At 64.3% G+C, this 13,316-nt stretch carries 12 protein-coding genes; 6 read left to right on the top strand and 6 right to left on the bottom strand.

Annotation, left to right across the window (positions count from 1 at the left end):
• Positions 1-12: 12 nt before the first annotated feature.
• Positions 13-354, top strand: a complete 342-nt coding sequence (gene osmE / locus N7422_RS21675) for an osmotically-inducible lipoprotein OsmE (RefSeq protein WP_279808450.1) — start codon at positions 13-15, stop codon at positions 352-354.
• 26 nt (positions 355-380) lie between these two features.
• Positions 381-908 carry a ferritin-like domain-containing protein gene (locus N7422_RS21670; protein WP_279808449.1) on the top strand — a complete coding sequence of 176 codons (528 nt, stop codon included), beginning with the start codon at positions 381-383 and terminating at the stop codon, positions 906-908.
• A gap of 57 nt (positions 909-965) precedes the next feature.
• Here the strand turns inward: N7422_RS21670 and N7422_RS21665 are convergent, their stop codons facing one another.
• Both N7422_RS21665 and N7422_RS21660 read right to left on the bottom strand, forming a co-directional pair.
• Positions 966-2,069, bottom strand: coding sequence for an epoxide hydrolase (locus N7422_RS21665; RefSeq protein WP_279808498.1), 1,104 nt, complete (start codon positions 2,067-2,069; stop codon positions 966-968).
• A 148-nt stretch (positions 2,070-2,217) separates the two neighbouring features.
• Positions 2,218-4,284 carry an AsmA family protein gene (locus N7422_RS21660; protein WP_279808448.1) on the bottom strand — a complete coding sequence of 689 codons (2,067 nt, stop codon included), beginning with the start codon at positions 4,282-4,284 and terminating at the stop codon, positions 2,218-2,220.
• A 325-nt stretch (positions 4,285-4,609) separates the two neighbouring features.
• On the opposite strand from N7422_RS21660, the gene N7422_RS21655 reads away from it, so the two are divergent.
• From N7422_RS21655 to N7422_RS21640, 4 genes are all read left to right on the top strand, one after another.
• Entirely contained in the window at positions 4,610-5,065 is a 456-nt protein-coding gene (locus tag N7422_RS21655) for a phage infection protein (RefSeq protein ID WP_279808447.1), read from the top strand.
• Between the two features lie 239 nt (positions 5,066-5,304).
• The gene (locus N7422_RS21650) at positions 5,305-6,993 is read left to right on the top strand and encodes a hypothetical protein (protein ID WP_279808446.1); all 1,689 of its coding nucleotides are present in this window, start codon (positions 5,305-5,307) and stop codon (positions 6,991-6,993) included.
• Between the two features lie 83 nt (positions 6,994-7,076).
• A complete protein-coding gene (locus N7422_RS21645) occupies positions 7,077-7,709 on the top strand; it encodes a TetR family transcriptional regulator (RefSeq protein ID WP_279808445.1) in 633 nt (210 codons plus the stop codon).
• An 86-nt stretch (positions 7,710-7,795) separates the two neighbouring features.
• Entirely contained in the window at positions 7,796-8,884 is a 1,089-nt protein-coding gene (locus N7422_RS21640; RefSeq protein ID WP_279808444.1) for an AGE family epimerase/isomerase, read from the top strand.
• A gap of 95 nt (positions 8,885-8,979) precedes the next feature.
• Here the strand turns inward: N7422_RS21640 and N7422_RS21635 are convergent, their stop codons facing one another.
• The 4 genes from N7422_RS21635 to livM form a co-directional block, all read right to left on the bottom strand.
• On the bottom strand, positions 8,980-9,747 hold the full coding sequence (locus tag N7422_RS21635; protein WP_279808443.1) for an SDR family oxidoreductase: 768 nt from the start codon (positions 9,745-9,747) through the stop codon (positions 8,980-8,982).
• A gap of 680 nt (positions 9,748-10,427) precedes the next feature.
• On the bottom strand, positions 10,428-11,144 hold the full coding sequence (locus N7422_RS21630; RefSeq protein ID WP_279808442.1) for an ABC transporter ATP-binding protein: 717 nt from the start codon (positions 11,142-11,144) through the stop codon (positions 10,428-10,430).
• Positions 11,141-12,016 carry an ATP-binding cassette domain-containing protein gene (locus N7422_RS21625; protein WP_279808441.1) on the bottom strand — a complete coding sequence of 292 codons (876 nt, stop codon included), beginning with the start codon at positions 12,014-12,016 and terminating at the stop codon, positions 11,141-11,143. The genes N7422_RS21630 and N7422_RS21625 overlap by 4 nt, the downstream gene beginning before the upstream one ends.
• Positions 12,013-13,314: a high-affinity branched-chain amino acid ABC transporter permease LivM gene (gene livM, locus N7422_RS21620; RefSeq protein ID WP_279808440.1), complete on the bottom strand. Its 1,302-nt coding sequence runs from the start codon at positions 13,312-13,314 to the stop codon at positions 12,013-12,015. Before livM ends, N7422_RS21625 begins: the two co-directional genes overlap by 4 nt.
• Positions 13,315-13,316: the final 2 nt, after the last annotated feature.

The raw sequence follows: 13,316 nt of genomic DNA, 5'->3' as shown, positions 1-13,316 counted from the left end.
AGGAGCGGGACCATGTACAAGCAGACCCTGGCCATCCTTCTGGCAAGCGCCACCCTCGCCGCCTGTGGCAGTCGCCCGGAAAACCCGGTGGACTACGTCACCTACCGCGACGAACCGCTGGTCAAGCAGGTGGAACATGGCATGACCATGCAGAAAGTCATCGCCATCGGTGGCCGTCCGTCGAATGCCGTCGACCTGCCCCACGGCGGCACCTGCAACGACTACATCCTCAACCGCGACGGCCACCAGCAGCCCTACTACGTGCGTTTCGACGCCACCGGCCATGTCGACGCCAAGGGTTTCAAGACCTGCAAGCAGCGCCAGGAAGACAGTGATGCCGTGCCCGGCGCATGACCCCCATGATCCTTTCGGAGATGAACATGAGCGTTGAACTGACCGATGTTAAGACCCTGCGCGAACGCGCCCGCCAGCACGTCGAGCAAGGCGCGGTGACCGAGGGTTACCATGCCGACCGCGAGAAGATCCTGCGCCTGCTCAACGAGTCGCTGGCCACCGAGCTGGTCTGCACCCTGCGCTACAAGCGGCACTACTTCATGGCCAGCGGCATCAAGGCCAGCGTCGCCGCCGAAGAGTTCCTCGAGCACGCCACCCAGGAAGCCGAGCACGCCGACAAGCTGGCCGAGCGCATCGTGCAGCTGGGCGGCGAGCCGGACTTCAACCCGGACAACCTGAGCAAGAACTCCCACGCCCAGTACGTGGCGGGCAGTTCGCTGAAGGAGATGGTGCTGGAAGACCTGGTGGCCGAGCGTATCGCCATCGACAGCTACCGCGAGATCATCCAGTACATCGGTGACAAGGACCCGACCACGCGGCGCATCTTCGAGGACATCCTGGCCCAGGAGGAAGAGCACGCGGACGACATGTCGGATCTGCTGCAAGGGCTTTGACGGTATCCCCCGCGACCCCGCCCGGCGACGTGGTCGCGGGGCGGGCCTCCCTGGCCATCAATCGCGCAACGCCGCGAACGCCTGCCACATTTCCTGGGCGAATACCTGCGGTTGCTCGAACGCCGCGAAATGCCCGCCCCGGTCGACCTCGTTCCAGTAGAACAGCTCGGCATACGCCGCCTGTGCCCAGGCCTTGGGCGGCTGGAAGGTCTCGCCGGGAAACACGGTGGCGGCCATCGGCACCTGAATGCGCTCGGATGACGCGCGCACCGCCGAGAAGAAGCCACGGTCGCGAATGGTCCTGCCCACCCCCTCCCAATACAGCCGCGCGCTGGAGGCGCCGGTACCGGTGAACCAGTACAGCGAGATGTCATCGAGCATCTGGTCATGGCTCAACGCATCTTCCGGCCGCCCCTGGTTGTCGGTCCACTCCCAGAATTTCTCGTACATCCACATGGCCAGCGCCAGCGGTGAATCGTTCAGCGCATAACCGATGGTCTGCGGACGCGTGTTCATCTGGTCGGCATAGCCGGACATCTGGTCCAGGTAGTGCTCCACATCCGCCAGGGCGCGCAGTTCCGCGGCACTGGGTTGCTCCGGAGTCTGCTCGGGCACCACCAGCAACAGGTTCACGTGGGCCGCCAGCAGACCCTGCGGGCGTTGGCTGGCCAAGGCGTGCGTGATCGCCGAACCCCAATCGCCACCCTGGGCCACCCACCGCGAATAACCGAGCCTGTCGTTCATCAGTACTGCCCAGGCGCGGGCAATGCGCTGCGGATTCCAGCCCAGCTCGGTGGGCTTTTCCGAGAAGCCATAGCCGGGGATCGACGGAACCACGACATGGAAGGCGTCCTCGGCCCGCCCGCCAAAGCGGGTGGGATGGGTCAGGCGCTCGATGACATCCAGGAACTCCACCACCGAGCCCGGCCAGCCATGGGTCAGCAGGATCGGCAGCGCCTCGGCATGCGGCGAGCGGGCGTGGATGAAGTGAATGGCGACACCGTCGATCTCGCTGTGGAACTGCTCGAAACGGTTGATGCGCGCCTCGAAACGGCGCCAGTCATAGCGGTGCAGCCAATGCTCGACCAGAGCCTTGGCGGCCTCCAACGGCACGCCCTGTGACCAGTCGTCGACCAGTTCGGGGTCAGGCCAGCGGATCAGGCGCAGGCGCTGGTGCAGGTCGTCGATGGCAGGGCCTGTGGCGCATGGCGTTGGTGGAGTACGAGCGGCCTGCCTTCGAGCGCCAGATCGATGCCTTTCTCACGGCGCTGGGGCTGTAGCCGGTCGCATATCGAGACCCGACTACCGCTCAGCCTTTGCTCTTCACCGCCGCCGGAGCCTTGCCCGACCTCATCTGCTGCAGCAACGGCGTGCACTGGTTCGGTACATCCCCGCTGCTCGGCGCGATCAGCGCCAGCAGCCCCGCCGCCGGCCCCGCCACCACGCCCAACGCGACCATGCCCGCGCCCCGCAGTGCCAGCGGCACTGCCTGCACGCCGGCGCTCGGCTTGGCAAACGGCCCGCGCACGTACAGTGGCGAACGCAGCGAGAACAGGCGCAGCCCCTTGGATTCGGGGCTGATCTTCAGGTCCAGCTGCTCGCTGGCGAAGTTGGCCGTGCCATTGATATGGATGATCGCGTTCTCCGTGTCGAAGACGAACAGGCGGGTGGTGGCCAGGCCCTGCTTGACGCCGACATCGGCCGCCGCGCAGTTGATCTTCACCTCTTCGTCGCCGAACAGCTTGCCGATCACGTAGTTGCCCACGTTGAGCCCGGCGATCTCCATCAGACCGCGACTGATCGCGCCGTCGTTGACCAGCAGGCGCAGGTCGCCGTCGGCTGTGCCCAGCAGCGCCGCCACCGAGTTGCCCCTGCCGCTGATGTCGGCGTCGCCGTTGAGTTCGCCGAAGCTGGTCTGCATGGGCGCGAAACCGGGAAACAGCTGCTTGAGCTTGAAGCCACGGGCGGTCAACTGGGCACGGCCCTGCATCGGCGTGCTGCGCCCGTCCAGGCGGATATTGGCGTCGAGGTTGCCACCGGCCACGCCGAAACGCAGGGGTTGCAGGCGCAGCAGGCCGTCTTCGAGGATCACATGGGCAGAGAGATCGTTGAACGGTAGTTTCTCGCTATGCACGATGCGCTTGCCGGCGAAGGTCACGTCAGCGTCCATGGCCCGCCAGCGTTCGGTACGAAACGCCTCGACCGGCAGCACCTTGTCGGCCGGTTGCTTGCTGGCGCCGCCCCGGGCCTTCTGCTCGCTGTTGGAATCGGCGCCGATCAGAGGTGCCAGGTCCTTGAACAACAGCTGGTTGGACACCAGGTTGCCCGACAATCTGGGCCGGGGCTGGCTGGCGACGAAGGCCAGGTCGCCGTGGATATCGCTGTCGCCGATCTTGCCGTTGAAGCCCTCGTAGCGAAAGTGCGCGCCCTGGGGGTCATGCAGGTTGGCGCTCAGGCGGCCATCGGTGGCGTAGGCCGGCGTGTCGGGCAGGGTCACGCCGGTCAGCGGATAGAGATTGCCCAGACTGCTGCCGGAGAGTTTCAGACGCAGGTCGAGGGCCCCCAGGTTGCGCGGATCGGTCAGGGTGCCGGCGAGGGCCACATGGGTATCGCCGAGGCGCACATCGGCCTGCAGTGGGAACGGCTGGCTGGCGTCCTGCAACGCCAGCAGGCCACCGATCTTGCCGGTACCGGTCACCGACAGGCCCTTGTAACGACCCTGGGCCTTGAGGCCGAACGCGTAGTCCTGGGCCTTGCCGGCCTTCTCGGCGCGGGCCTTGCCGACGATGTCGCTGAACGGTACCGGCTTGCCCAGCGGATCGATCTGCACCTTCATGCTGGTTTTCAGGGTCTGGTCGTCGAAGCTGACGTTGCCTTGATCGAAACCTATGGCGCCGATGTCCAGCACCCATGACGAAGGGGCTTCGTTGTCGTCCTTGGGCCCGAAGTCGAATTCCCAGTTGGCCCGGCCATCGGCCAGGCGGGTGAGACTGGCGGTGGGTTTGACCAGGTCGATACGGGGGATGCTGATGCGCTGGACGATCAACGGCAGCGGCGCCAGGCGCAAGTCCACACGTTCCAGGCCGACCATGCGCGGCTCCTTGAGCCAGTCGGGGTTGCCCAGGGTGAGGTCTTCGGCGGTGAAGTGCGGCCAGGGCACGAACGCGCGCCAGCCACCTTCCTCAGGTTCGGTGCGCCAGTGCACGGCGAGGTTGCCATTGATCGCGAAGGGGCGGTGCAGGGCTTCGGATACTTTCTCGTTGAGCAGCGGCTTGACGCGGTTCCAGTCGAAGGTGGCGATCACCACCACCAGGATCGCCAGCAGGGTGGCGAGGGTGGCGAAGGTCCAGATGAGGATTCTGGCGGGTCGCGTCATTGCGTGATTCTCCTGACTGCGTGGCGACGATGGCACTCAGTATGTCGGACTGATGAAACGTCGCCGGGTTTAATCCGGACGGCATGATAGCGAAGTTTTTCCTGTCGCCTTTCTCAGCTTTTCGTCGAGCAGCCAGCAGGTGTTACCGGGGGAGCAACGTGCCACTATTTCGGCGAATCCCCTGTAAACACTGATCCAGAGCAGCCGCAACCCAGTATCAATTGCATCGATTGTTACCATTATCCTGATGAACTTCTCTCTGGAGTTACCGGGCGTAGCATTGGCTCCGTAACCACTTTCCAGCCCCCGAGAGGAGCACCGAATCATGAAACGCCATCTGCTGCTGAGCCTGACCCTGTCCGTACTGGCTGCCAACGCCTTCGCCCTGCCGGCCGAAGACCAGCACCTGACCGCCGAATCGCGCTCCAGCGCCGCAACCGTCAGCCAGCCGCTGAAGACCTTGGCAGAAGGTGGCGCCGAGCGTCTGCAGGAACGCGCCGGCCGCGTCGCCGAGGGCGGCTCCGATCGTCTGATCGAACGCAACAACCGCGTCGCCGAAGGTGGCTCCGATCGTCTGATCGAACGCAACAACCGCGTCGCCGAAGGTGGCTCCGACCGCCTGATCGAACGCAACAACCGCGTCGCCGAAGGTGGCTCCGATCGCCTGATCGAGCGCAACAACCGCGTCGCCGAAGGTGGCTCCGATCGTCTGAACGAACGCAACAACCGTGTAGCCGAGGGTGGCTCGGATCGTCTGGTCGAAATCAGCCGCGTGAGCTGATCGCCATGGCCACGTACAACAACCCTCCCCACTGCGCCTGCTCCCCTCCAAAGCCCGATCACTGTTGATCGGGCTTTTTCTTTTCTCCCCCCTGTTATTTCTGCCAGTTTCGGCTGCCCTGACCTGTTGGTAGCGTTGCCTAGTCCCGGTCGCTTGTTCAGCCCTAGCGAAACCCGCGTGCCTTACCGGAGCCAATGACTGCAATTGAGCATCAAGCGCACCCAGTGCCAGGAGGCATCGTGAACCGGATTGCATTTCTTCCTTCCCAGCAACCCTACGACTGGCTCACCAGCGATCTCGTGACCCTCATCGCCCGCCCTGCCGAAAGTGCCGAGGCAGCCAGGCACAAGCTGGCGCAGCTGCTGGCTCGACCAGAGCTCAGCGGCGATACCCTGCTGAACGACCTTCCGCGCCTGCTCGACCTGCATCGCGTCAGCGCGATGCATGACGTCGCGCTGGCATCGATGCTGAGCATCCACTTCAACTTGTGCATGGGCACGATCAAGAGCCAGGGCAGCGACAGTGCCTATGTCGGGCATCTGTATGCGCAATTGAACGAGGGCAAGGCCATCGGCGTGTTCCTGGCGACCGAGCTGGGCTATGGCAACAACCTGTTTTCCCTGGAAAGCGAAGCCCACTACAGCCCCGACACGCAGACGTTCGTCCTGACCTCGCCCACCACCCGCTCCTTCAAGTTCATGCCCAATACCACCGCCGGTGGCCTCGGGAAGATTGCCGTGGTCATGGCAAGGCTGCTGTGCAACGGGTGCAATCACGGCGTGTTTCCATTTCTGCTGCCGTTGCACGACCACGAGGGCATTCGCCCGGGCGTGCGTATCAGCCCTCTGGGAGAGAAACCTGGATACCACCTGGACAATGCGATCACCTCGTTCCACAACGTGGTCCTGCCCTTTGACGCATTGCTGCAAAAGGGCATCGCCCGCTTCACGCGAGCAGGCGACTTCGACTCGCTGGGTCGAAGCAGGAGCCAGCGCTTTCTGCTGTCGATGGACCGCGTACAAGCCGGCAAGATGTGCATGGCGGCGTTTTCCCTGGCAGGAACCGAAGCCGCACTGCGGATCAATCTGCGCTACTCGCAGGACCGTCGCAGTTTTGGCGTTCGCGGCTCGCAGCGGCTGCTGGATTACCCGACCTACCGCAACCCGCTGATCTGCGATATCGCCTCGACACACGTCCACAACGCCTGGCTCGACCACTTCGTCGCCCATTTCGGAGACGACGCCATGGCCGTGATGCGACGCGAACAGCTCAATGAACTGGCGATGCTCAAGGCATCGAGCACCTGGAACAATCAACGCGTGCTGGTGCGCATCAGGGAACGATGCGGTGCCCAGGGCCTGTTTTCGGTCAACAGGATCATCGGTTACTTCCAGGCGAACAATGGCGCGATCACCGCCGAGGGCGACAACCTGGTCATCATGCTCAAGGCCGCCAGGTTCTTCTTCGGCATCGGGCACAGCCAGCAGGTATCCACCTCGCTGCCTGGCAGTATCGAATCGCTGCTCGCGCCCCTGAATCGGTGCATCTGCGCGCTGCATGATTCGCACAAGCAGGCAGCGGACTCACCCTCGCATGCAGAGCACCTGCTACTGTCGGCCAGCTTGCTGGGCATCCGCCTGGCGGCATTGCGCTTCACCGAGCAACGGTTCGACCGGGTGCAACTGGCGATGCTGGAGCTGTATCTGCTGGATCAGCTGGAGCACCACTGCGCCACCCTGGTTGGCACGGGCGCGGCCACCCCGGCTCAGGCCCAGGGGTGGCTGAGCCACAGGCGGGCGCTGCTGGACGAATACGGTGAACGGATCCTGGAAATGGCACAGCGGTCCATTCCCGACCGGCTGATGCCACAGACCCCCATCTCCTCGGGCGACTACATCGATCACTTTGCGCGCCAGCATCTTCGATAGCGCTCGGCCGACTCGTCACGGGTTTTGACTTTTTCCGGTGAGCCAATAAAGTGCTGGGTTCCACCCCGATACGATGTGTGCCCATGCTGCCGCGCGCCGAACAGAAGCTACAGACCCGCCAGGCCCTGCTGGATGCCGCCTGCCTGCTCATGGAGAGCGGCCGTGGTTTCGGCAGCATCAGCCTGCGCGAGGTGGCCAAGGCCGCCGGCATCGTGCCCACGGGTTTCTATCGCCACTTCCCCGACCTGGATGCCCTGGGCCTGGCGCTGGTCGCCGAGGTCGACACCACCTTCCGCCAGACCATCCGCCTGGTGCGCCACAACGAGTTCGAGCTGGGCGGCATCACCGACGCCTCGGTGCGCATCTTCCTCGACGTGGTCGCCGCGCACCGGGCGCAGTTCCTGTTCCTCGCCCGCGAGCAGTACGGCGGCTCGCAACCGGTGCGCCAGGCCATCGCCCGGCTGCGTCTGGACATCAGCAGCGACCTGGCGACGGACCTTGCGCGCATGCCGCGCTGGCAGCACCTGGACGGCGCGGCCCTGGCGGTGATGGCCGACCTGGTGGTGAAGACCGTGTTCGCCACCCTGCCCGAACTGATCGACAGCCCGGAGCCTGGTCATCCACAGCTGCTGACAGCGCAAGAGAAGATCACCCAGCAGCTGCGCTTCATCTTCGTCGGCGCACGGCATTGGCAGGGGCTGGGCAATCCGGGTTAGCCACGGCGGCCTCTTCGCGGGCGCAAGCTGACGACACCGTCAGTTCTGCTACCATGGCGCCCTGCCCGACCGTCACGAGCGCCACCATGTCCGACCCCCGCCCCGCATTGACCCGTTTCCGCCAGCATTTCGCCGAGTGCATCGTGCCGCTGTGGCAAGGTCCAGGCTGGAACGCCGACATGGCCCTGCCCTACGAGGCGCTCGACATCCAGCACCGCCCGCTGCCAGTGCAGCGCTACCGGGCCATGGCCTGCGCTCGCCAGCTGTACCTGTTCAGCAGCCGCATCGAGCAACCGGGCGCGGCCGAGCGAGCAGCCGCGCTGTTCCGCTCGCTGCAGAAGCACTTCCACGACGCCGAACACGGCGGCTGGTTCTACAGCATCGATGCCGAAGGCAAGCCGCTGGACCGGCGCAAGGACCTCTACACCCACGCCTTCATCGTCTTCGCCTGCGCCCACTACTGGGGCAAGGTGGGCGACGGGTTGGTGGAAGCCACGCTCAATGGCGCGCTCGAAGTCGTTGCCGGGCAGTTCGCCCGGGACGATGGCCTGTACGAGGCCAGCCTTGGCGAAGACTGGTCGCAGCTGGGCAGCGGCCCGCTGCAGAACCCGCAGATGCACCTGGCCGAGGCGTTCCTGCAGGTGCTGGCCGTGCGCGAGGACGACGATGTGCGCCATGCGCTGCTGCAGCTGTGCGATGCGCTGCAGGCGCAGTTCATCGAGCCGACCCATGGGTTGATGCTGGAAAAGCCGCGCGGGGCTGTGGATAACTGGTTCGAGCCGGGGCACCAGTTCGAATGGTTCTACCTGCTCGACACCTCGCCGCTGCTGCGCGGGAGTGACCTTCACAGCTCCATCAGCCGTGCCTTCGAATATGCCGAACAGTGCGGGGTGAAGGATTCGGCGGTGCTGGCGATGCTGGATGTCGACGGCCAGGTGCTCGATGCGACCCAGCGGATCTGGGCGCAGGCGGAGTATCTGCGGGCGCTGGCGCTACGACAGGGGAGCGAGGCGAAGCTGCTGGAGCAGTTGCAGGCGCTGCAGTCGCGATTCCTGCATGCGGGCGGCTGGCATGAATGCCGCGATGGCAGTGGCGCGGTCAGCCGGCATGACATGCCCTCGACGACCCCTTATCACCTGGCGACCTGCCTGGAAGGCTTGCCACGCCAAGTCTGACGCATTCACGGGTAAACCCGCTCCCACAGACATGCGAGGCCTGTAGGAGCGGGTTTACCCGCGAATGGGCCGCAAAGCGGCCCCCATCACATGATTCAGCCTTTGGCCGACCGATCGATCGAGAATCCCGCCCAGTCCTGGCTCACCGGCATCAGCTCGAGGCTGTTGATGTTGATGTGCGCCGGCTGGTTGAGGATCCAGAAGATGGTCTCGGCGATATCCTGCGGCTGGATCGGCTCGGCGCCCGCATAGGTGGCGTCATACTTGGCCTGATCACCACCGAAGCGCACCAGCGAGAACTCGCTCTCGCACAGCCCTGGCTCGATGTTGCTCACCCGCACACCGGTCCCCCGCAGATCGCAGCGCAGGCTCAGCGAGAACTGGCCGACGAAGGCCTTGGTGCCGCCATACACATTGGCGCCCGGGTACGGATAGTTGCCCGCCACCGACCCGACATTGAGGATCGACGCCCCGCGCCCATGGGCGATCAGCCGCGGCAGCAGCAGGCGCGTGGTGTACATCAGCCCTTTGATGTTGGTGTCGACCATGGTTTCCCAGTCGTCCAGGCTGCAGTTCTGCGCGGCATCCACGCCCAGCGCGAGCCCCGCGTTGTTGACCAGGCCCTGCAGCTTGTCGAAGGTCGGTGGCAGGCTGGCGATGGCAGCCTCCATCGCCTGGCGATCACGCACATCGACCACCAGGCCATGCACTTCGGTCTTGGTCGCCAGTTCCTTGCACAGCGCATCCAGGCGCTCCTTGCGCCGCCCGGTGAGCACCAGTTTCCAGCCGGCGTCGGCGAAACGGCGGGCGGTGGCCTCACCGAAGCCGGAAGTCGCGCCAGTGATGAATACGGTGGATGTCATGCTCTTCTCCTTAGCGGTGGATTGTCGTCGACAGGCCTCGCAGCATGCCCGGCGCAGGGTTCGACGACAACCGTCTCGACAGCTGATCAAAAAACGTACGAAGCCGCCAAACCCCCATGATAGAAGGCTCTGGCCAGGCTATGCGCACCTTATCCACAAGCCTTTCCCCATGGATTGGGGGCAACTCGTCGGGTCAGGGGAACCATTGAGGCTGTGGACATCTGCCCATGATGGCGCAACGCTTTCAATCATGCCGCTTGCGGCGGTCTGTCCAAGGTTTTTGCACAGAGTTATCCACAGACTGCCTATTACTGTGGAGCCTTCCAGGAGACTTGGAAAAACCCTGTGGAATCATCGCTGAACAGCGTCTGATCAAAAAACGAGCAAAGTCATGAAGGCTAGGGAATACACGGGATACAGCCAGGTGCCACCATGTTTTCCACAGGCGGTTCCACATAATCCGTGGAAAGTTTTCAACCTGTGGAAACAAGGGCTTGCAGTGGGGTTGTGGAGTGTTTCAAGAAAGATATGCGACAAGTTGTCCACATTCGTTGCAAAGGGGCTGGGGCTGCCTTGCAGCCCTTTCGCCGGCAAGCCGGCTCCCACAGGGATATTGCATGCCCTGCTCTTGTGGAGCCGGCTTGCCGGCGAAAGGGCCGCGCTGTGGCCCCCGCCACTGTTCAGTGCCCGCCCAGGTAGGCGTTGCGCACCTCCTCGTTGACCAACAGCTCCTGCCCGGTCCCGGTCATGCGGATCTGCCCGTTGACCATCACATAGGCCCGGTCCGACAGCTTCAGCGCATGGTTGGCGTTCTGCTCGACGAGGAAGATGGTCATCCCGGTCTGCGCCAGTTCGCGCAGGGTGGAGAAGATCTGCTTGACCACGATCGGTGCCAGCCCCAGGGACGGCTCGTCGAGCAGCAACAGCTTGGGCCGACTCATCAGCGCCCGGGCGATGGCAAGCATCTGCTGCTCGCCGCCGGACATGGTCATGGCGCGCTGGTTGCGCCGCTCCTTCAACCGCGGGAACAGCTCGAACATGCGCTGCATGTCCTCACCGGCATGCTTGTCGCCGATCGGGATGGTGCCCATCATCAGGTTTTCCTCGACGGTCATGTCGGGGAACACCCGACGACCTTCCGGGGACTGGGCGATGCCGTTGGAGGCGATGTAGTGCGACGACTTGCGGGTGATGTCGGTGCCGCGGTAGACGATCTGCCCGGAAGCCGCCCGCGGCTGCCCGAAGATCGACATCAGCAGCGTCGACTTGCCCGCGCCGTTGGCGCCGATCAGGCTCACCGTCTCGCCTTCGTCGATGTGCATCGAGACTTTCTTCAGGGCCTGGATCGGCCCGTAGAACACGTCCAGGTCCTTCAGTTCGAGAATGGGTGCACTCATGTCAGTTCCTCTTCGTCGGCACCCAGGTAGGCGGCGATCACCGTCGGGTTGTGGCGGATCTCCTGCGGCGCGCCCTCGGCGATCACGTTGCCGTGGTCGAGCACCACGATATGGTCGGAGATGCTCATGACCATGCCCATGTCGTGCTCGATCAGCACCACGGTGATGTCGTGCTCGTCACGCAGCACGCGGATCATCCGGCTCAGCGCCTCGGTCTCCTGCGGGTTGAGGCCGGCCGCCGGTTCGTCCAGGCAGATGATCTTCGGCCGCGTGCACATGGCCCGGGCGATCTCCAGGCGGCGCTGCTGGCCGTAGGACAGTTCGCCGGCCAGACGGTTGGCGCAATCGACCAGGTCGACCACCTCCAGCCAGTAGAACGCATGGTCGAGGGCGTCGCTTTCGGCCTTGCGGTAGCCAGGGGTGTTGAGCACCCCGGCCAGCAGGTTGCGGTTGACCCACATGTGCTGGGCCACCAGCAGGTTCTCCACCACCGACATTTCCTTGAACAGGCGGATGTTCTGGAAGGTGCGTGCCAGCCCCGCGCGGTTGACCAGGTGGGTACCGCCGAACATCTTGTAGTACAGCCGGTTGGCGAAACGGGCCGGGGACACGAAGTCCGCTGCCTGGAAACGCTCGCCGAGCAGCTGGATGACGTTGGTGTGACTGCCGCGCACGTTCAGCTCGATGCGCCCGCCACTGGCCTTGTAGAAACCGGTGAGGCAGTTGAACACGGTGGTCTTGCCCGCGCCGTTGGGGCCGATCAGGGCGAAGATCTGGTTGCGCCTCACCTTGAGGCTGACATCGCTGAGCGCCTTGATGCCACCGAACTGCATCATCAGGTTGTCGACCGACAGAATGATTTCGTCGCTCATGGCGCCACTCCTTTACGCGGGACCACGCCGGTACGGCTGATACGGATCAGCCCCCGCGGCCGCCAGATCATCATCAGCACCATCAGCACGCCGAACAGCAGCACTCGGTATTCGGAGAAGCTGCGCAGCAGCTCCGGCGCCACGGTCAGCACGAAGGCCGCGATCACCACGCCGACGGTAGAGCCCATGCCGCCCAGCACCACGATCGCCAGGATCAGCGCCGACTCGAAGAAGGTGAACGACGAAGGGTTGACGAACCCCTGGTAAGTGGCGAAGAACACCCCCGCCAGGCCAGCGGTGGAGGCGCCCAGGGTGAAAGCCGAGAGCTTGACCAGCACGTGGTTCAGCCCCATGGAACGGCAGGCGATCTCGTCTTCGCGCAGGGCTTCCCAGGCGCGGCCCACCGGCATGCGGGTCAGCCGGTGCTTGATGTACAGCACCGCCAGCACCACCAGGAACAGCACTGCGTAGATGAACACGAACTTCAGGTTGGCGTTGTATTCAAAGCCGAAGAACTCGTGGATCGGCACGCCGCCGTCCTTGGCCCGACGCCCGAACTCCAGGCCCAGGAAGGTCGGCGACGGCGCCGGCATGCCGTTCGGGCCACCGGTGAACGACAGCCAGTTGTTCAACACCAGGCGAATGATTTCACCGAAGCCGAGGGTGACGATGGCCAGGTAGTCCCCGTGCATCCGCAACACCGGAAACCCAAGGATGCATCCAGCCAGCGCCGCGGCGATGGCTGCCAGCGGCAGCACGCTCCAGAAACCCAGGCCCAGGTACTGGTAGCCCAGCGCCAGGCCATAGGCGCCGATGGCATAGAACGCCACGTAGCCCAGGTCGAGCAGACCGGCCAGGCCGACCACGATGTTCAGGCCCAGCCCCAGCAGCACGTAGATCAGGCCGAGGATGACCACGGTCAGCAGGTACTTGTTGGCGAAGATCGGGAACACGATGGCGATGACGATCAGCGCCGGGATGATGTAGCGCAGCCGCGACTTGTAGTCCGGCGCCAGCACATGCACGCCCGAGCCACCGCTGTCGAAGCCCTGGAGTATGCGCTGGCCGGTGGGCGTCTGCAGGAACAGGCTGAGGATGAAGCGCCCGAGCATCACCCCGCCGACCAGCCAGGCGACGCGTTTGGGCTCGGCATTGAAGCTGTAGCCGTCGAGCACCACGCCGACGACCGGGCCAAAGACGATGAGGGCCAGCAGGCCGGCGACCAGGGTCTCCAGCAGGCTGCGTTTGAGATCGAAACCCCTGGCAGGGGCAATGGAGGCAGTATTGGCAGCGGACATGT

It is taken from the genome of Pseudomonas sp. GD04091 (assembly GCF_029836165.1).
In the GTDB taxonomy this organism is placed as follows: Bacteria; Pseudomonadota; Gammaproteobacteria; order Pseudomonadales; family Pseudomonadaceae; genus Aquipseudomonas.
Note: the sequence above shows the minus strand (reverse complement) of the source record. Positions and strands in the feature narration are given on the sequence as shown.